Annotated in this window: 20 protein-coding genes, 1 tRNA gene and 1 pseudogene; 9 read left to right on the forward strand and 13 right to left on the reverse strand. The window is 43.5% G+C overall.

Annotation, left to right across the window (positions count from 1 at the left end):
• Nucleotides 1–19: 19 nt before the first annotated feature.
• Nucleotides 20–96, forward strand: a tRNA-Pro gene (locus tag EL341_RS11160).
• Nucleotides 97–371: 275 nt separating this feature from the next.
• Here the strand turns inward: EL341_RS11160 and EL341_RS11165 are convergent.
• The 8 genes and pseudogenes from EL341_RS11165 to EL341_RS11195 form a co-directional block, all read right to left on the reverse strand.
• A complete protein-coding gene (locus EL341_RS11165) occupies nucleotides 372–803 on the reverse strand; it encodes a phage antirepressor KilAC domain-containing protein (protein WP_164720459.1) in 432 nt (143 codons plus the stop codon).
• Nucleotides 804–995: 192 nt separating this feature from the next.
• Nucleotides 996–1,259, reverse strand: coding sequence for an immunity protein (locus tag EL341_RS11170; protein ID WP_074822740.1), 264 nt, complete (start codon nucleotides 1,257–1,259; stop codon nucleotides 996–998).
• Nucleotides 1,259–1,603: pseudogene (locus EL341_RS11175) on the reverse strand (S-type pyocin domain-containing protein); the annotation flags it as partial. The gene EL341_RS11170 and the pseudogene EL341_RS11175, both read right to left, overlap by 1 nt.
• Nucleotides 1,604–2,005: 402 nt before the next feature.
• Entirely contained in the window at nucleotides 2,006–2,218 is a 213-nt protein-coding gene (locus EL341_RS11180) for a hypothetical protein (protein ID WP_074822736.1), read from the reverse strand.
• Nucleotide 2,219: 1 nt separating this feature from the next.
• Nucleotides 2,220–3,584: an S-type pyocin domain-containing protein gene (locus EL341_RS11185; RefSeq protein ID WP_074822733.1), complete on the reverse strand. Its 1,365-nt coding sequence runs from the start codon at nucleotides 3,582–3,584 to the stop codon at nucleotides 2,220–2,222.
• Between the two features lie 220 nt (nucleotides 3,585–3,804).
• A complete protein-coding gene (lysC, locus tag EL341_RS17850; RefSeq protein ID WP_428480393.1) occupies nucleotides 3,805–4,128 on the reverse strand; it encodes an Rz1-like lysis system protein LysC in 324 nt (107 codons plus the stop codon).
• Between the two features lie 164 nt (nucleotides 4,129–4,292).
• Nucleotides 4,293–4,430: a glycoside hydrolase family protein gene (locus EL341_RS17820; protein WP_408634905.1), complete on the reverse strand. Its 138-nt coding sequence runs from the start codon at nucleotides 4,428–4,430 to the stop codon at nucleotides 4,293–4,295.
• A 69-nt stretch (nucleotides 4,431–4,499) separates the two neighbouring features.
• Complete coding sequence (locus EL341_RS11195) at nucleotides 4,500–4,817, reverse strand: phage holin family protein (protein WP_074822728.1); 318 nt, start codon at nucleotides 4,815–4,817, stop codon at nucleotides 4,500–4,502.
• A 58-nt stretch (nucleotides 4,818–4,875) separates the two neighbouring features.
• On the opposite strand from EL341_RS11195, the gene EL341_RS11200 reads away from it, so the two are divergent.
• From EL341_RS11200 to EL341_RS11215, 4 genes are all read left to right on the forward strand, one after another.
• Nucleotides 4,876–5,157, forward strand: a complete 282-nt coding sequence (locus tag EL341_RS11200; protein ID WP_074822725.1) for a P-loop NTPase family protein — start codon at nucleotides 4,876–4,878, stop codon at nucleotides 5,155–5,157.
• Nucleotides 5,158–5,584: 427 nt separating this feature from the next.
• The gene (locus EL341_RS11205) at nucleotides 5,585–5,812 is read left to right on the forward strand and encodes a hypothetical protein (protein ID WP_047781433.1); all 228 of its coding nucleotides are present in this window, start codon (nucleotides 5,585–5,587) and stop codon (nucleotides 5,810–5,812) included.
• A 213-nt stretch (nucleotides 5,813–6,025) separates the two neighbouring features.
• Nucleotides 6,026–6,244 (forward strand): DUF465 domain-containing protein, encoded by a 219-nt coding sequence (locus EL341_RS11210; protein ID WP_047781434.1) that lies wholly within the window; start codon nucleotides 6,026–6,028, stop codon nucleotides 6,242–6,244.
• A 315-nt stretch (nucleotides 6,245–6,559) separates the two neighbouring features.
• Nucleotides 6,560–6,802: a DinI-like family protein gene (locus EL341_RS11215; protein WP_047781435.1), complete on the forward strand. Its 243-nt coding sequence runs from the start codon at nucleotides 6,560–6,562 to the stop codon at nucleotides 6,800–6,802.
• 133 nt (nucleotides 6,803–6,935) lie between these two features.
• On the opposite strand, the gene EL341_RS11220 is transcribed toward EL341_RS11215, so the two are convergent.
• Nucleotides 6,936–7,589, reverse strand: coding sequence for a DUF7424 family protein (locus EL341_RS11220; RefSeq protein ID WP_074822721.1), 654 nt, complete (start codon nucleotides 7,587–7,589; stop codon nucleotides 6,936–6,938).
• A 393-nt stretch (nucleotides 7,590–7,982) separates the two neighbouring features.
• Complete coding sequence (gene gyrA, locus EL341_RS11225) at nucleotides 7,983–10,793, reverse strand: DNA topoisomerase (ATP-hydrolyzing) subunit A (RefSeq protein ID WP_126467798.1); 2,811 nt, start codon at nucleotides 10,791–10,793, stop codon at nucleotides 7,983–7,985.
• Nucleotides 10,794–11,067: 274 nt separating this feature from the next.
• Here gyrA and ubiG point away from each other — a divergent pair, with 274 nt between their 5' ends.
• From ubiG to nrdB, 3 genes are all read left to right on the forward strand, one after another.
• Nucleotides 11,068–11,778 carry a bifunctional 2-polyprenyl-6-hydroxyphenol methylase/3-demethylubiquinol 3-O-methyltransferase UbiG gene (gene ubiG / locus EL341_RS11230; RefSeq protein WP_126467800.1) on the forward strand — a complete coding sequence of 237 codons (711 nt, stop codon included), beginning with the start codon at nucleotides 11,068–11,070 and terminating at the stop codon, nucleotides 11,776–11,778.
• A 362-nt stretch (nucleotides 11,779–12,140) separates the two neighbouring features.
• The gene (gene nrdA, locus EL341_RS11235) at nucleotides 12,141–14,429 is read left to right on the forward strand and encodes a class 1a ribonucleoside-diphosphate reductase subunit alpha (RefSeq protein ID WP_047781438.1); all 2,289 of its coding nucleotides are present in this window, start codon (nucleotides 12,141–12,143) and stop codon (nucleotides 14,427–14,429) included.
• A 44-nt stretch (nucleotides 14,430–14,473) separates the two neighbouring features.
• Nucleotides 14,474–15,610, forward strand: a complete 1,137-nt coding sequence (gene nrdB / locus EL341_RS11240; protein WP_047781439.1) for a class Ia ribonucleoside-diphosphate reductase subunit beta — start codon at nucleotides 14,474–14,476, stop codon at nucleotides 15,608–15,610.
• A 106-nt stretch (nucleotides 15,611–15,716) separates the two neighbouring features.
• Here the strand turns inward: nrdB and EL341_RS11245 are convergent, their stop codons facing one another.
• Nucleotides 15,717–16,094: a hypothetical protein gene (locus EL341_RS11245; RefSeq protein ID WP_074822712.1), complete on the reverse strand. Its 378-nt coding sequence runs from the start codon at nucleotides 16,092–16,094 to the stop codon at nucleotides 15,717–15,719.
• A gap of 201 nt (nucleotides 16,095–16,295) precedes the next feature.
• Entirely contained in the window at nucleotides 16,296–17,495 is a 1,200-nt protein-coding gene (locus tag EL341_RS11250) for a nicotinamide mononucleotide deamidase-related protein YfaY (protein ID WP_126467802.1), read from the reverse strand.
• A 346-nt stretch (nucleotides 17,496–17,841) separates the two neighbouring features.
• Here EL341_RS11250 and tyrP point away from each other — a divergent pair, with 346 nt between their 5' ends.
• Nucleotides 17,842–19,047, forward strand: a complete 1,206-nt coding sequence (gene tyrP, locus EL341_RS11255) for a tyrosine transporter TyrP (protein ID WP_047781442.1) — start codon at nucleotides 17,842–17,844, stop codon at nucleotides 19,045–19,047.
• A gap of 193 nt (nucleotides 19,048–19,240) precedes the next feature.
• Here tyrP and EL341_RS11260 read toward each other — a convergent pair whose 3' ends face one another.
• The gene (locus EL341_RS11260; protein WP_047781443.1) at nucleotides 19,241–20,509 is read right to left on the reverse strand and encodes an MFS transporter; all 1,269 of its coding nucleotides are present in this window, start codon (nucleotides 20,507–20,509) and stop codon (nucleotides 19,241–19,243) included.

The following is a 20,509-nucleotide window of genomic DNA, read 5'->3' on the forward strand; positions in this document are numbered from 1 at the left end:
TAGTATTACCCACTGTGTTCGGCACGTAGCGCAGCCTGGTAGCGCACCGTCATGGGGTGTCGGGGGTCGGAGGTTCAAATCCTCTCGTGCCGACCAAATTACCCTGAATAATCAGCCTATTATGGCTGATTTTTTTATGTCTGAATTTAAATTAGGGTAAAACTAGGGTAAAAACCATATCAAAAAACCCTCCGAAGAGGGTTTGGTTTAATGGGTTGGGTTTTCTCTGGTGTCTTCCTTCTCAAGTGCTCTCAATATTTCAAATGCAAGTGTGAATAACTCATTCTTGTTGAAATAACCGGAGCAACGCAGAAAGGAGCATAGCTGAAAAATTGACACTTCTTGATTACCATCCAGGTGTAAAGTCTCCATCATGCCAACCCCCTCTGTTCATTAAACAGAGTATGTAGCTTGGTTAACCCCTTACCCGTGACCAATGTAGTGATAGATTGCTGTAATCCATTTTCTGGATGATTGTATTTGCTGATCTTCACATCCAGAAGGCCAGCTTCAATCTTAGACTGGTACGGTTCGTTTTTTCGCGTCATCCAGCCTTTCTGGCGCATAAATGAGCATAGGCGATTACGACCAGTGTTTAATGACTTAGCAGCCTGAGCAATACTGATTGCATCCTCCGCCACTGCTACCGCATCGTGAAACAAGGCTTTAGTTGCTAACTCTTGGTTTTCTATTAATAACTTTTGCTCTACCTCATCAGCCCAAGCCCGTGCAGCTAAAGCAGAATTATTAAAATCAGGAAGTGATACAGATGCTTTAACTTCATTAGACTCCAGAGTAAACAACAGCGTTGAACATGATTACTCAGTCAGTACTATGTACTCGTCACTTACTCTCTATTCGTGACAACTCCACCTAGCCCCTCTTCGGGGGAGGTAATCATTATCAAGCCCACGCAGTGAATGAGCTTTGTAATAAAAGCCGGAAATGAAAAAGCCCCGACAGATGTCAGGGCTAAACTTTCATTACGGATATAGTTATTCGATACCGTATTTGTTATTGGTTACAAATTTTGGTTCTTTCCAGTTCGGGTCTTTTTCTGGAAGCGGTTTTCCATTTTCTAACAACTTACCTTCGCGGATTACTCGCTGATATGTTTCCAATAAATGACCATTCGCAACAATCTCGAATTTGTAATTAACATACATCCGATCGATACTTGGGTAAGGAGTTCGTGGAGCAAAATGCAGAAGAACATCTTCTACACTCTCGTTTTTATAAATACCTTCAAGATCTAACATCACTTTCCCTCCTCTGCTTTGCGATAGGCTTCCTCAGCCTCAGGCGTATATAACGAGTGCATTTTCTCATTAATCTTATAGTCTTCTAGAGTGGCAGTATGGGTGTTATTCCAAACCTCAGATGGATTTTTGGGGCGTTCACCATCTTTAATCCCCAGATTTCTATAGCGTTCAAGTTCCCTGATCTCATGGGTATAAAAACGCTTATCGGTATCAGTGACTGCAAGTTCACCTTTCAGGATCTTTTCCAAGCGGTCAATCTTAGCCCCTTTCCAGTCCATATTCTGGATCGGACCACCGGCCTTATCCGTATTGTAGTTACGCCCGCTATACTCACCCTTTGCGTTAGGTAGAACACAACAGCTTTTCCATCAATTTTAATGAGTATTGGGTCTGGTAATTCAATGGCAATACTTTTGAGAATTAGATCCCAAATATTAGAAAAGCTCTCCCATTTTTGAGATATATCTAAATTAATATATTACCCATCTTCTTTACTTAATCGATATGCCGCGTGGTCGTGAGTTTCAGATATCATTTTCTCAAACTCTTTCCGTGATTGTTCCATAGCTAAGCCTTCCAAATTAATACGATAATAACGATAGCGCTGGAGATTGCACCGATGCTGTATGCGAACGTTTCAGGCCAGTTCATTACCACTCGCCTTCAGACGTAAAAAAGGCCACCGATAGCATATCGACAGCCTGTTGTACAAGTTCACCATTGATTAGAAGGGGAGTATTAGATTACTTTGCAGTTAAACTCATTCTTAGAGAACTATATGCACCACATGTATCACAGGTCAGATGCCGCTCAAATTCTAAAGGATTAGCTTTATTTTTTACATCCTGCACTTTTAAAAAACCTTGTTGGCAAACGGGGCAAAGAGTTTTTGCTGTTGAATCTGCTTTTAATGCTATTGCTGCATCAACCCATCGTTTTGTTATTTCACTATTCATACTACTTACTCCTTAAAGTACTAGATGCTTTTTCTGCAAAATCATAAGCTGCGTAAGTCTCTTGAGAAGCTAAAGCCTCAGAAACTCCGTTACCAGAATTTGAGGTATTTAATCGATATAATTCGTGTAACACCGTTTTTTGTAATTCAACTTTTGATTTAAAGGCTTCAGGTCCAAGATAGAAACCATTGTCACCAAACATTGTCATTCCTGAAGCTGGTAAATTAGGTTCGTATTGTATTATCCGATTATTAATCACAACAGTTACTGCCTGACCTTTTGAGTGTGCTTGCTTGATCTGATCCATAACTTTGGAATCTAAAATTCCCTGAGCCTCATTGATGATTTTTATTTCAGTTTGATTAAAACCTTTTGATGCATCGCCATTACTACTAACCACCACATAAACCGGCTCAACCCCTGAGCCCTTAGCATCCAGTTGCCAGTAAATAAAGTCAAACGTTTCATCTGGTACTGGTGTGGTGAGGATCAGCGGCTTATCAATCGTCTCGATTGTCGTACCGGTATGCACCGGCGTGACCGGCTTCGGCGAACTGTTTCCGGTATGAGGGGGAAACATTGGCCCCGTTGGTGCTGGATTGATCAGGATAGTTCGTTCTGGTACTCCACCCATAGCGGGTATAATGATACTGTCCAGTCCGGTCACTGCATCCCGTACCGCATTAAGCACTGGTACCGCTTTTGACAGTGCCCCACCTGTTTTCAGCAGTTTAAACTCAAGCTGGTTGCCATTCATCATCAACGAACCCCGGGCAGGTAAGTCGATGGTTGGCCTGCCCGGCAAGACGGTCTGTTTTCCTGACAGGGTTGTCAATGGTAAGGATAATAGCGCCAGATTTTGCCCGTTCCATTTATCACTGCCTTGTCCAGCCTCTGAAGGCCACATTCCCATGACGACTGCCGCTGCAATTGGACCCGCTGTACTTGCCGTCGCTGTTGCGGCCAATGCCGCAAGTGCGCGTGCAATGGCTCCGGACACAGCGCTCGCAACTTGTGTAACGGGGGTCAATACCCCGCTCCCTGCAATTGAGAACTGTATCGCTCCCGGTGCACGACTTAACGCCATAATGCCCGCTGCCTTTAATGCATTGCTCGACGCAGTGGCCATTTCTGGGGTATAAACAGGCACAGGTTGAACGCCGGTAAGCTTAAATAAAGCCAGGCAATTCTCTTCCTCCGTGGTAAAACACAATGAAATACCCCCTCTATTGTTATCGGCAACCCAGCCTAATGGATGCATATAGCAGGCTGCGTCCTGTGACTTAAATTTAAATTTTCCCTCTCCGAGATAATTAATAATAGGTTCCTCATCACGGGATGAGAGGGTACGGCTCTCTTTACTCATGTATTAACTCCTTTTTGAACCAATGATAACTGTATATATATACAGCACCATTAATATACAACTAATAGTTGTTAACACCTAATAAAGGAGATCTCGTATTTCACTAAACTTCAGCATAAAACAAAACGAATATCGTAATCATCAGCATAATGCACGATAGATTTACCTTATATCCCTAAGTTTCTAACTGACTTACGGCTTACCCGTCAACAAGATTGAATCACCTCCCGCGAGAGTTATCCACCTTCTCTATCGCTGATATCTGGTTATTACACTGCTCAATCACTGCCAGCAGCTCAGCGACATAACAGGGATAATCGCCGTAATAACGCACCTGATAATCAGGGGCTAGGCACGGTCGAAATAGCGCCTTTGGTATTAGCAGCGGTGGCCTTGACCTCGGCGACTCGTTCACGCAGCCGCTGAGTGACAGAGTCAGGCACAGTAACGCACTTACTATTGACCTGCGTGGCTGTAAGTTGTTTTTGCAGATCTTGGTCCGATTATCACTAACCTGCTTTTGCTCAGCCACATTATCTATCACCTCCTAAATCTGCCGGTGCTGTTTCTGGAGTTTGGCTGAATAAGCCCGCTCCTCTGCTAACGCCACCACAGCCTGTTGCTTCTCATTTCTTAACTGGCTCAGTTGATTACCAAGCCAGCAGGCATGGAGCAGCAACAAAACAATGCATCATAATTGCCCCTGAGTTAATGGCCCCTAACAAGCTGAGTGACATCTCTTTCGAACTTAACGAGATCAACTTTAAGCAATTGTTCAGCTTCTATCGCGGTAATGATATCGCCACACCTAACACCCTCAATGTGTCCGTATCCGATCGTTAACACACCAGCTGGACAAACATCAGCTTTCAATTCCCGAGACTCGAAACCTTAATTAGGTCGATGCCCTTTTGACTAATTATCATCGCCTTGACCTCCGATTCTTTTAAGAAAACGCTTTTCGAGCACTTTGATAAATTCAGCTCCAGACCAACCAGCTAGGCCAGCAATACCACTGGCAAACTCAGCTGCCCATGTGTAATAACTCGCGGCAAGCAAAACCAGAGCACCAGCAAAAATAGCGACAATCGCCTGTAGTAGAAGAATCGACCAGCGGAATTCTTCACCGTTTAGGATTCGATAGGCGTAGCTTGCAACGGCACCAAGCAACGTCATGACTAAAATCAGCACATAACTAAATGAGCTGTAGTTTTGGGGTTCTTTTATTGGCATATGTATTTATCCCCTTCAAGGGGAGCGGTGTGGAAGATAACCAAAATCACGTTGATTAATGACAAAAGCATTTGATTTTTTAGCTCGCCTTAAGCAAGCGGTGCCGAGTCACATTGAACCGAAGTTTAAAACCGCTGATGAACTGAGGGCGTGGCACGATGAGCAAGGCCTCATTGCTAGCGCTCAGATCGCCGAGACTATCAAGCAAGCTAGAATCCGCACAGTGATGGGACGCTCAAGCATTCAGAAATTATATGAGAACTGTACACTCGATAACTACAACGCAGAAACGGAAGGGCAACGGAACGCGTTAACGAAGGCGAAACCATTAACCAGTTAAGTTAGAAACAGAATAAATTACCAGCGTTACAATATATTAAAAATCTCTGTAATATAACGTTATACAACGTTAAAAATCATATATTTTTATTATCATGATTTATTTATAGAAACAGAATTAACATTATAATAAATATTTCAGAATAAATAAGAGATTTATAAAAACATTTATTCCTATCTGGACACCTCCTTCAAAACCCATCATAAAAAACATTATAAAACCTGTGGTTATAATTAGATTTTGGATAAACAAAACACCTTACAAGATATAAGTAAAAAATACGCCATACTCTAGGAAAATAATTAGCACTAAGAATCAAGAAAATAAATAAAGATAAATCCCATAAGATTAATGACCAGCAGTTATGTACTATACGAATGCAACAAAATAAATACTATTTTTTATCATTCTTATAAGGAAGTACATAATGAAAGAATTAACTCTGGCAGAAATTGAAACGGTAAATGGCGGATTTGGCTTATTAGCAGTACCAGCTGGAATTGGTCTTAGTTTGTTTATTCCGACCATCGTTTTGGGAGCAATTAGTGGGCCGCTTACCGGTGGTCTGGGTTTCGCAGTTATGGCGGCAGGGATTGTCGGGACTAGCCTCTCTGGTGCCGCAATGGTAGCAAGTATTGCCCTTCCTATTCTTTAATAACCTATAAATCCAAAGCTGCTGATTTATTAGCAGCTTTTATTTTGCGATATTATATAAAACTTACTACCGAATAATCAGTGGCAAGTAACTAGTTAATTCCATCGATAACTTTATTTTCTATCAACAGCTTCACAATGTGACATTCATCCGATTTATATATGCTATTCGCTGACTATAATAATAATTCGTACATTATTTTAGGGAGGTGTTATGTTTCCAGAATACAGAGATCTAATCTCTCAGCTTAAAACTACTCATACTCGTTTTCATTCGCTGTTCGATAAACATAATAAGTTAGACCACGAAATCCTCCGGCTAGAAGCCGTCAGCCGTAATACGCTTAACGATCAAATTTCACAGTTAAAAAAAGAAAAGTTGCGCATCAAAGATGAGCTCTACAATATCTTGCGCGAAGAATCTAACGCCTAGACTTTCGGCGCAGTAAGAACCCGCTCAATGCGGGTTCTTTTAAGTTATTATCATTCTTCCTATGACCAACATCGCTCTTCTCCATGAGTTTTCCCCTTCCGCAAATTAAGATATCAGAATGAATATCCTTAACTAAAGCGCGTTTACCTCATTATACGCAAACAATACTTATGGATATCTTAATGAAATTATTATAGTTATTGCAATAAACAGCCTATTGACCGCGTTAAAAATCAATATCCTGTTGCATTATAAAATCGCCTTAATATACTATATATATATACAGTATTTTAAACAGTGCTATTGAGGTTCAAGATGCAAGTTGAAATTTCTATACGCAAAGAAGATCGATTGCCAGCAGGGGCTGAAGCCGCATTAAAGGAAGAGCTTGAAAAACGCCTGTTTTGTCATTTTGCCGATGTTCGGGTCAGGGTTCGTCGTGGCACCGCCAATGACGTTACCGTGCTGGGCGGAATGAAAACGGATAAAGAACTGGTCACTGAAATCTTACAGCAAACTTGGGAAAGTGCAGATGACTGGTTTGATGCTTACCAGTAATGCTTAAGTTTAAGTTATCAAGCAATCTACAAGCACATAAATATGTGTATACAAAAACTGCACCTTAACCAGTTGATATCCAACTTTTTAGGTGCAGTCTAGTTTTTCTAACAATTCGCTATAATAACGTTGCTTATTGAGAGCGTATCGCTAGTATCGTAGCTCTATTTTCGATTAAATGATCGACCGATGTATCTGACAATTTAACCGTAAAAGTACTGTCTTTTTTCACGGCCAGATCGCTGTAAATAATAGGCGTATATTTCTTATCACCAAAATTTACATACGAAGATAAGAAAATTAATTTTAAGTCGCTGGCTGAATCGTTTTTTACTTCAACTAAAATATTAAGCTTTGTTACACCCAGCGATAATCTATCCATTGATTTCTTTATCTTATTTTTAAAAGACTCCGAAATAGCAATACCTAAACCAATATTTTCATTGCCGTAAAATAGAACGTCTTGTGTAATATTTCCGTCAACCACTTTACCCGCATGGAACACGGTGTCAAAAACAGCCAGAGACTTCATATTACTGGTGTAACACTCTTTAAATTTAGCTCCAGCAAACACACCTGGGATCTTAGTCTTAGCTTCAGTCAATGACTTGGATTCTTTTCTTGAATCTCGATAGTCGTTACAAGCAGGAACTTCGACGGTAATCATACCCGATACTTCTTTGGGCGTTTCTGACGTTAAATCAGAAAAATTCATCTTTGATGCCATATCAATTTTACACGCCGAAAGCGCTAAAATCATAGGAACAACCAGTAGTATTTTTTTCATCCCTACCTCAAAAATTATAATTAATATTAGTATGTTATTTTCTTTTTCATCATATCAATAGCAAATGTAAAACTCACCAAGCGAAAAAATTCAATGCATTATTCTTGAACGAGCTCACACATTTAAGACACTAAAAAATCAACATTATCAAATAAATAGGAAAATTTAATAATAAAAACCCTATTACTTAAAAACCAATAAGAGTAGTTAATTAAAAGATATTATTATATTTTTATATCACTAGCTTCAGCCGGTAGTATTTTATTCAATTTATATATACCGCTTATATCGATGACCAAACCACTTACTCCCGATAGCTGATTTAACGCTTAAATAACAGCCAACAAAAAAGCCAGCATTATGCTGGCTTTTTTAATAGATTAAGCTGACAGATTATTCGTCTTTCGGCTCATCTGTAGCATCACCGGCAACGTCTGCTGATGGTGCATTCGACATTTCTTGCTCATCTTCATCACCGCAAGAAATTTCTTCATCATCGTCTTCAGGCTCAACAACGCGCTGCAGACCAACCACATTCTCATCTTCCGCTGTACGAATCAGCGTTACACCTTGAGCATTACGGCCAACTACGCTAACTTCCGATACGCGAGTACGCACTAAAGTACCTGCATCGGTAATCATCATAATTTGATCGCAGTGATCGACCTGAACCGCACCGACAACATTACCGTTGCGCTCACTCACCTTAATCGAGATAACGCCTTTAGTACCGCGAGACTTGACTGGGTAGCTGGACAAAGGCGTACGTTTTCCGAATCCGTTTTCAGTTACGGTAAGAATATCGCCAATACCAGTGGAAGAATCTTCCTCTGAACCATCAATATCTTCATCTTCTTCAACGATTAACTCTTCGGCTTCGATATCTTCAATATCCAACGCTTCAATATCAGCATTTTCAATATTGAGATCTTCAGCATCGCTTACCAGTAGTTCATCAGTATTGCCGACTAAAACAGCACCATCAATATTAGGAATGATCAGTGAAACCACTCTATCATCATCCGCTAATCTAATACCGCGAACGCCACCAGCGGTACGTCCCATAGAACGTACGTGTTTCTCAGAGAAGCGAACCACTTTACCTTTGGCAGAGAACAGCATGACTTCACTACTACCATTAGTTAAGTCAACGCCAATAAGCTCATCGCCTTCCTTCAGATTAACCGCAATAATACCAGCGCTACGTGGGCGGCTGAATTCAGTTAATTGCGTTTTCTTCACGGTACCGCTAGCGGTAGCCATAAAGATGTTCAGCCCAGCTTCATATTCACGCACCGGTAGAATGGCGGTAATACGCTCATTCGGTTCCAGCGGCAGAATATTAATGATTGGACGACCGCGGGCTCCGCGGCTGGCTTCTGGCAACTGATAAACTTTTAGCCAGTACAAACGACCACGGCTGGAGAAGCAAAGAATCGTATCATGGGTATTGGCTACCAACAGACGATCAATAAAGTCTTCTTCTTTAATGCGTGCTGCTGACTTACCTTTACCACCGCGACGCTGTGCTTCGTAATCAGACAGAGGCTGATACTTCACATAGCCCTGATGCGATAAGGTCACAACCACGTTTTCCTGCTCAATCAAATCTTCGATATTGATATCGGCAGTATTCGCAGTAATTTCAGTGCGACGTGGATCGTTATACTGATCGCGAATGGCTTCAAGCTCTTCACGAATCACTTCCATTAAGCGCTCTGGATTTTCCAAAATAAAGATCAGTGCCGCAATTTGCATCAACAGTTCTTTATATTCATCCAGCAGTTTTTCATGCTCAAGGCCGGTCAAACGGTGTAAACGCAGCTCAAGAATAGCCTGTGCCTGTTGTTCGGTCAGATAATACTGGTTATCACGAATTCCAAACTCAGGTTCCAACCACTCAGGGCGAGCGGCATCGTTACCAGCGCGCTCAAGCATCGCTGCAACGTTACCCAGATCCCATGCCCGAGCCAATAGTGCGACTTTTGCTTCCGCAGGCGTCGACGCAGAGCGAATCAGTTCAATAATCGGATCAATATTGGCCAGTGCAATCGCCAGACCTTCCAGGATGTGTGCACGCTCACGGGCTTTACGCAGTTCAAAAATAGTCCGGCGCGTAACCACTTCACGGCGGTGGCGAACAAACGCCTCCAACATTTCTTTCAGGCCCAACAATTTTGGCTGTCCCTGATGCAGGGCAACCATGTTGATACCAAAAGTGACCTGAAGTTGAGTTTGTGAATAAAGATTATTCAGCACGACTTCCGCAACGGAATCACGCTTCACTTCAATCACAACACGCATACCGTCTTTGTCCGACTCGTCGCGCAGAGCACTAATGCCTTCAACTTTCTTGTCTTTTACCAGCTCGGCAATCTTTTCGATTAAGCGAGCTTTGTTCACCTGATACGGGATCTCATGAACAATAATCGTTTCACGACTCGTCTTCTCATCGGTTTCGATTTCAGCACGAGCGCGGAGGTAAATTTTACCACGGCCAGTTCGGTATGCTTCTTCGATACCACGACGGCCGTTAATAATCGCGGCGGTCGGGAAGTCAGGTCCTGGGATGTGTTCCATCAGCCCTTCAAGGGTAATGTTTTCATCCTCTATAAAAGCCAAACAACCGTTGATGACCTCAACCAGGTTATGTGGCGGTATGTTAGTTGCCATACCGACCGCAATACCAGAAGAACCATTAACCAGCAGGTTAGGTATTCTGGTAGGCAATACGGTAGGAATTTGTTCTGTTCCGTCGTAGTTTGGCCCGAAGTCAACGGTTTCTTTATCAAGATCCGCCAACAGGTCGTGAGCCATCTTCGACATACGAATTTCGGTATAACGCATTGCTGCGGCTGAGTCACCGTCAATGGAACCAAAGTTCCCTTGACCATCGACCAGCATATAACGCAAGGAGAATGGCTGTGCCATACGAACAATCGTATCGTAGACAGCACTATCACCGTGCGGATGGTATTTACCGATTACGTCGCCGACTACACGCGCCGATTTTTTATATGGTTTATTCCAATCATTACCGAGTACGTTCATTGCGAATAATACGCGACGGTGTACTGGCTTCAGTCCATCTCGAACATCTGGTAATGCGCGCCCAACAATAACGGACATCGCATAGTCAAGATAAGAGTTTTTAAGCTCATCTTCGATATTGACCGGCATAATTTCTCTGGCAAGGTCGCTCATGGAGCCGCTATCCCTCTAATATTATCAGCCCGGAAAAGGTGCAAAATTATATCACATAACGCAGCTTGTTTCTAATTTTCACCGCTTTATCTTAGTCTACGAAGATAAATCTTCACACCCTATGATAAGTAAGGTCTTATCAACGCTGATGAATCCGGAAAAGCTAACGCATTTATTTAGTTAGAAAAAACAGTTCACAAAGACAAGATGACAAATTTATTATGAACTCAGGTATAATTGCCCTTCTCTAATATCACCCATTCAGGTATGCCGTATGAACTCATCAGAAAACGTCGATCACAAAGAGATTGCTAAATTTGAAGCAGTCGCCTCACGCTGGTGGGATCTCGAAGGTGAGTTTAAACCATTACACCAAATAAATCCGCTGCGTCTGGACTATATTCAGCAACGCGCCAACGGTATCTTTGGCAAGAAAATTCTCGATGTCGGCTGCGGTGGCGGTATTCTGTCTGAAAGTATGGCCAGAGAAGGTGCACTGGTCACGGGATTGGACATGGGCTCAGAACCTTTACAGGTTGCCCGTTTGCATGCACTGGAAAGCGCCCTACCGGTTGAATATGTTCAGCAAACCGTTGAAGCCCATGCCACAGAACACGCCGAACAGTACGATATTGTAACCTGTATGGAAATGCTGGAGCATGTTCCCGATCCGGCATCGGTTGTCCAAGCCTGTGCCCTGTTAGTCAAACCAGGTGGTCATGTATTTTTCTCAACCATTAACCGTAATACCAAAGCTTGGCTCATGCTGGTGGTTGGTGCAGAATATGTGATGAACATGGTGCCGAAAGGCACCCATGACGTTAATAAATTTATTCGTCCATCCGAACTAATAAGCTGGATTGATAGCACTACGCTACGTGAACGCCATATGACCGGGTTACATTACAATCCCCTCATGAAGTCATTTAAGTTAGGCGGAAATGTTGACGTTAACTATATGGTTCACTGTACGCGCGATGAATGATTATTATGTTGCTAAAGCGTTAACAACGTCGTTTGTCAACGCTTATTGTTGAGTAAAAGTCCAAGTGTTGAATAAAGCGGCAGTTGAAAAATATTTTACCAAAAATAAGTATCCTATTATCATAAGACCATTGGTTAATAACCTCCGATACCACGGTAACTTAGCGCGCTTATCCCAAAAGTTATCCACACATTTGCCCGATTTTGTTCACTTGCAAAAAACATCATAGAACACTATCTTGTAGCTTATATTCCTAAACACCCCTATATATTGTGTTTTAGTTACGAAACCACACAAGGCTCGTAACATTACGAATACCTGAATTAAATCACACAGTCCTTACGGAAAGGTAGTATTACGCTATGAATCAAAGTCTATTAGTCACTAAACGCGATGGCAGCAAGGAACGCATTAATCTCGATAAGATTCATCGGGTTCTCGACTGGGCAGCGGAAGGCTTAGAAAACGTTTCTGTTTCTCAAGTTGAGCTACGCTCACACATCCAGTTTTATGATGGGATTAGAACGTCCGACATCCATGAGACGATTATCCGAGCTGCGGCAGACTTAATTTCACGTGACTCTCCTGACTATCAATATATGGCAGCCCGTCTGGCCATTTTCCACCTGCGTAAAAAAGCCTATGGTCAGTTTGAACCACCAGCGCTATACGCACATGTGAAAGACATGGTTGAACAAGGCAAATACGATAAACATCTGCTGGAAGATTATACTCAGGAAGAGCTTGAGCAGATGGATTCCTTTATCGATCACTGGCGTGATATGAATTTCTCCTATGCGGCCGTTAAACAGCTGGAAGGGAAATATCTGGTTCAAAACCGCGTTACTGGTGAAGTATACGAAAGTGCCCAGTTCCTTTATATTTTAGTGGCGGCCTGCCTGTTCTCACGTTACCCACGCGAAACCCGTTTGGATTATGTGAAACGTTTTTATGACGCCATTTCCACGTTTAAAATCTCACTGCCAACCCCGATTATGGCTGGCGTGCGTACCCCTACTCGCCAGTTCAGCTCTTGCGTATTAATTGAGTGTGGCGATAGTTTAGATTCAATCAATGCCACTTCTAGTGCCATTGTTAAGTATGTTTCTCAACGCGCAGGTATCGGGATTAATGCCGGTAGAATCCGTGCTCAAGGTAGCCCGATTCGCAACGGTGAAGCATTCCATACTGGCTGTATCCCATTCTATAAACACTTCCAAACGGCGGTAAAATCCTGCTCTCAGGGCGGCGTACGCGGCGGAGCAGCCACCGTATTTTATCCGTTATGGCATTTGGAAGTGGAAAGCCTGCTGGTATTAAGAAACAACCGCGGAGTGGAAGAAAACCGCGTGCGTCATATGGACTACGGTGTTCAGTTGAACAAACTGATGTATCAGCGTTTGGTTAAAAACGAAAGTATTACTCTGTTCAGCCCGTCAGATGTTCCGGGACTGTACGACGCCTTCTTCGCCGATCAGGACGAATTTGAGCGGTTATATACGAAATATGAGGCTGATTCCTCTATTCGTCAGCGTCAGATAAAAGCTGTTGAACTGTTCTCTCTGATGATGCAGGAACGTGCTTCTACCGGCCGTATTTATATTCAAAACGTTGACCACTGTAATACCCATAGCCCATTTGATCCGACTGTTGCACCGGTTCGTCAATCTAACTTGTGTCTGGAAATTGCCCTGCCAACCAAGCCGCTGGACGATATCAATGACGAAAAAGGTGAAATTGCCCTATGTACGCTTTCAGCCTTTAACCTGGGTGCTATTGACAGTCTGGATGAATTAGAAGATTTAGCTGTGCTGGCGGTTCGTTCTCTGGATGCATTGCTGGACTATCAAGACTACCCGATTCTGGCCGCTCAACGCGGTTCTATGGGGCGTCGTACCTTGGGTATTGGCGTGATTAACTACGCTTATTATCTGGCTAAAAACGGCGTACGCTACTCAGACGGCAGCGCCAACGGCCTGACCCACAGAGCTTTTGAAGCCATTCAATATTATTTGTTAAAAGCCTCCAACGAACTGGCTCGTGAACAAGGCCCATGCCCATGGTTTAACGAAACGCGTTACGCCAAAGGTATTCTGCCCATTGATAACTACAAAAAAGATCTGGATTCATTATGTAATGAACCACTTCATTATGATTGGGAAGCACTGCGCCAAAGCATTAAAACTCATGGTTTACGCAACTCCACGCTGTCAGCCCTAATGCCATCAGAGACTTCATCGCAGATCTCTAATGCCACTAACGGTATTGAACCACCGCGCGGTTATATCAGTATCAAGGCATCGAAAGATGGTATTCTGCGTCAGGTAGTACCGGATTACGAAAAACTGCACAATTCCTATGAATTATTATGGGATCTACCGAGCAACGACGGTTACCTGCATCTGGTTGGCCTAATGCAGAAATTTATCGATCAGTCGATTTCCGCCAATACTAACTACGATCCAAGCCGCTTCCCGGGTGGAAAAGTCCCGATGAAGCAACTATTGAAAGATCTGCTAACGGCTTATAAATATGGTGTAAAAACCCTTTACTACCAAAACACCCGTGATGGTGCTGAGGATTCTCAGGAAGATTTATTACCGGCTAAGCAAGACGACGATGGCTGCGAAAGCGGCGCTTGTAAGATCTAATGAATTTCAGGGGGGCATTTGCCCCCTTATGACAGGGATAAATTATGGCTCACACTTACACGACGTTCTCTCAAAATAAGAACGATCAACTACAAGAACCCATGTTCTTTGGCCAGCCAGTTAACGTGGCCCGCTACGATCAGCAAAAACATGAGCTGTTTGAGAAACTGATTGAAAAACAACTCTCTTTCTTCTGGCGTCCGGAAGAAGTGGATGTCTCGCGCGATCGTATTGACTATCAAGCCTTGCCTGAACACGAAAAACATATTTTCATCAGTAATCTGAAGTATCAGACCCTACTGGATTCTATTCAGGGCCGTAGCCCAAACGTGGCTTTTCTGCCGTTGATCTCTATTCCTGAGTTAGAAACCTGGGTGGAAACCTGGTCATTCTCCGAGACCATTCACTCCCGTTCTTATACTCATATTATCCGTAATATCGTTAATGACCCTGCAATTGTCTTTGACGATATCGTGTCTAACGAAGAGATTCTCAAGCGCGCCAAGGATATCTCCGGCTATTACGACGATCTGATTCGACTGAGCAACTACTATCATTTGCTGGGTGAAGGTACCCACCAAATTAATGGTAAAAGCGTTACCATAAGCCTGCGTGCCCTGAAAAAGCAGCTTTATCTGTGTCTGATGAGCGTTAACGCACTAGAAGCCATTCGTTTTTATGTTAGCTTCGCCTGCTCATTTGCTTTTGCTGAACGCGAACTGATGGAAGGTAATGCCAAAATTATCCGTCTGATTGCCCGTGATGAAGCGCTGCACTTAACCGGCACCCAGCATATGATTAATCTGATGCGTTTGGGTAATGACGATCCGGAAATGGTGGAAATTGCCAAAGAATGCCAACAGCAATGCTACGACCTGTTTGTGCTGGCTGCTCAGCAAGAGAAAGAATGGGCTGACTACCTGTTCCGCGACGGCTCGATGATTGGCCTGAATAAAGATATTCTGTGCCAGTATGTGGAATATATTACTAATATTCGTATGCAAGCGGTTGGGCTGGAATTACCGTTTGAAACTCGCTCTAACCCAATTCCGTGGATCAATGCTTGGTTGGTCTCTGATAACGTTCAGGTCGCCCCACAGGAAGTAGAAGTGAGCTCTTATCTAGTCGGCCAAATTGACTCTGAAGTTAATGCTGACGACCTGAGTGATTTTGAACTATAAGTTTTTATCACTCGAGTAAACAGCAGACCGACAGTGAAGTTATACCTCATTGACGCCGATATCCCGGTTAAAACCGGGATATCGATTAACATTCAATACACTTTAACTACTCATCAAAACCGCGAAGCTGTGGCTTATGTAGTTTCGCTACCCATTCGCCATCAGTTTTCACAAAGCCTACCTTATCGCGATTACTTCTGACTTCATGAGATCCCGCCGGTTTAAAATCAGAATAAACGTCACACACCATCGCATCCGGTTCCTGAATTTCGCAATTATCAACCGCCATAATCTGTAAGCTACCAATATCGTTTTTTACCATATCCATTGCCATTGAATTATCATGCTGTTTGGCATCGTGTAAAAACGCATTTTTTACCGCACTATCAGCTTCAGAGATGGTCGGTATCATTGCTTCCTCATTCGGAGCAACACAAGCCGTTAATAACAGAATGCATATCCCTACCCAATAACGCTTTTCCATAAATGTCCTTATATCTGTCATTTCACCATTACAATTTGCCTACACAATAATGGACTAACTCTTTCATTTCCTTCGATATGGTCAAGTTTTCTGTTATTAACTGATAAAAAAATCAGAGGTCATGAACCTACATAACTAACAAAAATCCCTACAACATCATATTAAGCATGCTGTAGGGATTAGGGTAACTATTAATTGCGATTAATGAGCCAGAGTTTCAGCCTGTTCCAGCCACTCGTAATGACCAAAAATAGTGCGCTGGTTTAACCAGCGAGACAACATATCTAACATCAGCATCACACTAACATCTTGCTGAACCTTCACGCTGTGGTGACGAGGCATATAGCGTACGCGTTGAGCATAGCAACCGGTTGGGGTATAAAGCGCCAAAGACAGACAGCCTTCATGATACTGGCCAATCGCCATACCAATCTGGGCATTATTTTTCACGGCAATATCTGAAGCACGGGAAAGCAGTGTTTCCAGCGTCTGCTCATCCCCCTTAACGTAAACTTCTGCCCCGTTGAGTACTGTTCCTACCAAAGACAGATTCCAACTGAGTAAACCCGCACTAAACTGTTCACTTAAAGCAACTTGCAACTGCCGTTGATGCAAAGCACGACTCACTAAAACCGGTAACCCTTCGGTTCCTTCATATAATAGATTGTCATCGACGCCTTGCTTGATGATCTGCCAGTTTCGTAGCATTTCCTGTCGCTGGCTAGCCGGGCCGGTCAGTTTCAATTCAATAATTGGCATTGAAGAGCGGTAGCCCATCACACAGCCTTCCGGCAACGTCAGGACATCAAACTGCTGAGCCAGACTACTTTCGGTACGACCAAAGCTGGTTAAACGCAAACAAAGAGGCGGCTCATCCAAAGTATAACGCTGGCGTAAGCGCGGTAGAATTTGGTCTTTTACCATCACTTTGAATTCTGAAGGCACCCCTGGCGTAAAAAACATCAGACAATCATTAAGCATAAATGAGAAACCACAGGCCGTACCCACCGGATTATCCACTAATTCTGCACTTGCCGGGATCATCGCCTGCTTACGGTTAGTATCAGACATCACGCGCCCACGGGATGCAAAATAGTTTTCCATATAGGCTATCCACTCAGGGTGTTCAACCAACCCTTCTCCCAGCGCCGTTGCTGCCGCCAGTGCGCTCAAATCGTCACTGGTTGGCCCTAAGCCACCGTTAACAATCAGTACATCCGCATGATGACTGCGCTCAAGGAGCGTATTCACCAGGCTATCCAAATCATCCCCCACAGTTGTCCGGCTACTGAGTGGTAATCCCTGTTGGAAGAAACAGTCTGCCAGCCAGGCTGCGTTGGTATCAACGATTTGCCCATGCAGAACTTCATCTCCCGTACTTAACATCTCAACCACTAACATCTTAATGACTCCTGTTCACGATGACTGGATTACCCCGCCGCTGGTCAATCTATTTTATGCTGGATAAAACCGACATTCAGCTAAAATAATACGCTCAACGATGCATTTATTTGTTTATTTAATCAGCTCAATGGTTAAATAAAAACCACAAACTCAGCTTAATGTAAAGATAAAATTACACCTCGTATCAATAGTTTGACAGCTTTGATTATCTCACATACCCTACTTCAACCCTCCGGTAGCCATGCTTTCGGGCTATCGAGCAATGAATAAACAATGAATAGCTACAGTGCTATTTTGTCGTTTATCAAACCTATTCACATAACGAAAATAAATCGAGGTTCGTGTGAGGAATCGCACCCTAGGCAGTATATTTATCGTCGCAGGTACCACCATCGGTGCCGGTATGTTAGCTATGCCACTCGCTGCGGCAGGCGTCGGATTCGGCGTAACCTTTGCTATGTTGGTTATTCTATGGATGATGATGTGCTACACCGCCTTACTGCTGGTGGAAGTTTATCAATACAGTGATGCCGATGACGGCTTGGGGACTTTGGCTCACCGTTATCTGGGCACCAAAGGAAACCTGATCGCCGGGTTTGCCATGTTATTTCTGATGTATGCTTTGGTCGCTGCTTATATTAGCGGTGGTGGTGAATTACTGTTAGTTAGTATGAATGATTCCCTCAGTCTCGATTTACCTCATATGTCCGGGCCACTGATCTTTACCATCGTTGGTGGTGGCGTGGTTTGTATCGGTACCCATTCCGTAGACCTTATTAATCGCTGTTTATTTACCGCCAAAATTGTTTTTCTGGTGATCATGCTTTCCTTAATGATGCCACACGTACAGAGCGTCAACCTGACCACGCTACCGCTGGAACAAGGTTTGGCTATTTCAGCCATTCCATTAATTTTCACCTCATTCGGCTTCCACGGCAGCATTCCCAGTATTGTGAAATATATGGGAGGGGATACCGCCAAGCTGCGTAAAATCTTTATTATTGGTAGTGCCATTCCGCTGGTAGCTTACATTTTATGGCAACTGGCTACGCTGGGCGCTATTAGCTCAACCACGTTTGTCGGTATTATTGCTGCGGAATCTGGCCTTAACGGGCTCCTGCAAGCGGTGAAAGAAGTGGTGAATACTCCAAGCGTTGAAATCTCGGTGCGCTTGTTCTCCGCATTGGCATTAGCCACCTCATTCTTAGGCGTTGCCCTGGGATTATTTGACTATCTGGCTGACCTGTTTAAGCGCAACAATAGCACCTCGGGTCGTTTACAGACGGGCCTGATCACCTTTTTACCACCGCTGATGTTCGCCCTGTTTTATCAGAAAGGTTTTATTATTGCGCTAGGTTATGCGGCGATTGCCCTGTCGGTTCTGGCGTTGCTACTACCAGCTATGCTGGTCATTCAAGCGCGTAAACAGCACACCGAAGGTTACCGGGTACCTGGTGGGTCTTTGGGGGTAATACTGGCTCTGTGTTTTGGCGTTGCTATTATTTTTATCCAAATAGGTATCGTATTTGGCCTGCTACCGCAGGTTTGATATCCCCTAATCGGTTCCCCTGATACGCTTTGCCCGCCTTTAGTCATATGGCGGGTTTAAGTCAGGGGAATATCAATTTCTGTCATTTAATCAAACGGCGTTAGCACTCAGCCCAGAGCAGCAACGCATCAAAAACCGCACTGCGGCGTCAGATTAAAAGAGCGGCCATCATGCAATGGCCACCCTACTTCCATTATTTCCGATTAAGTTGATAAGCTTGCTGTATGGCTAACAGACTCATAAACCCGACGACAATTAAATAATAACTCGGGGATAAGTTGTCTCCAGTCATGCTAATCAATAAGGTGCAGAACATCGGTGCAAAACCACCAAATAGCGTGACGGCTACGTTATAGCTGACGGCCATACCGGTAGCTCGCGTTCTGGTTGGGAAAATATCGGCCATCATCGAAGGCACGGTGGCAAAATAAATCGACTTTAATATCGCCAACCAACCTACCAGTAAAATTAATGATACTGCGCTGAGGTAGTGAATCATTAACCAGAATCCAGGATACACGGTGATCAATAACACCACCAGCGAGCCGACCATCAACGGGAAACGACCTTTTTTCTCCGCCCACAAGCCCACAAACGGCGTCAATATCATGAGAATAGCGCCGGAAACGATCGTTGCACCAAATGCAGTCGTCGCAGGCAAGCCCAGCGTTTTAGTGGCATAGGCGGGAATATAGTTCAGCATATAGTTAATCGCCGTGGAAATAACCATCAGTCCGCTGGCAATAAAAAACAGTTTCTTCTGCGTCTGAACAATCTCTTTTATCGGATTTGCCGACTTCTCCGCCTGAGAAAACGTTTTTGACTCATGCACATGTCGACGAATGTACAGTCCTACCGGGCCGATTATCAAACCAAAAAAGAATGGAACGCGCCATCCCCAATCATACAATTGTTCTTGGGTTAATACGCTGGACAAAACAAAGCCAAATAGTGCAGCCAATAGGGAGCTCACGCCTTGAGTCGCAAACTGCCAACTGGCAATAAACGTTTTACGTTCTGGAAAATGCTCAACTAAAAATGCCGTGGAACTACCAAATTCACCACCGGCGGAAAATCCTTGAATCAACCGGGCAACCATAATCAAAATTGGCGCACTAATACCTATGGTGGCGTAAGTGGGCATCACGGCGATCATCAAGCATCCCAGCATCATTAATGCAATGGACATCAAGAGTGACGCCTTTCGCCCCGCTCTGTCAGCATAAGCCCCCAGAATGACAGCACCAAAAGGTCGGATTAAAAACGACAGTCCAAAAGTACCGAAAGTAATAATTAACGAAATAGTTTCATTTTCATTGGGGAAAAATGCCCGCGCAATGTAACTGGCAAAGAAAGCGTAAACCGCAATATCAAACCATTCCAGCGCATTACCAATGCAAGTGGCAAACAGCGTTTTATATAGATGAGGTTGGTTATTCTGTTTATTTATTGATGCATCCAT

This window comes from Pragia fontium, from assembly GCF_900638655.1.
GTDB lineage: Bacteria > Pseudomonadota > Gammaproteobacteria > Enterobacterales > Enterobacteriaceae > Pragia > Pragia fontium.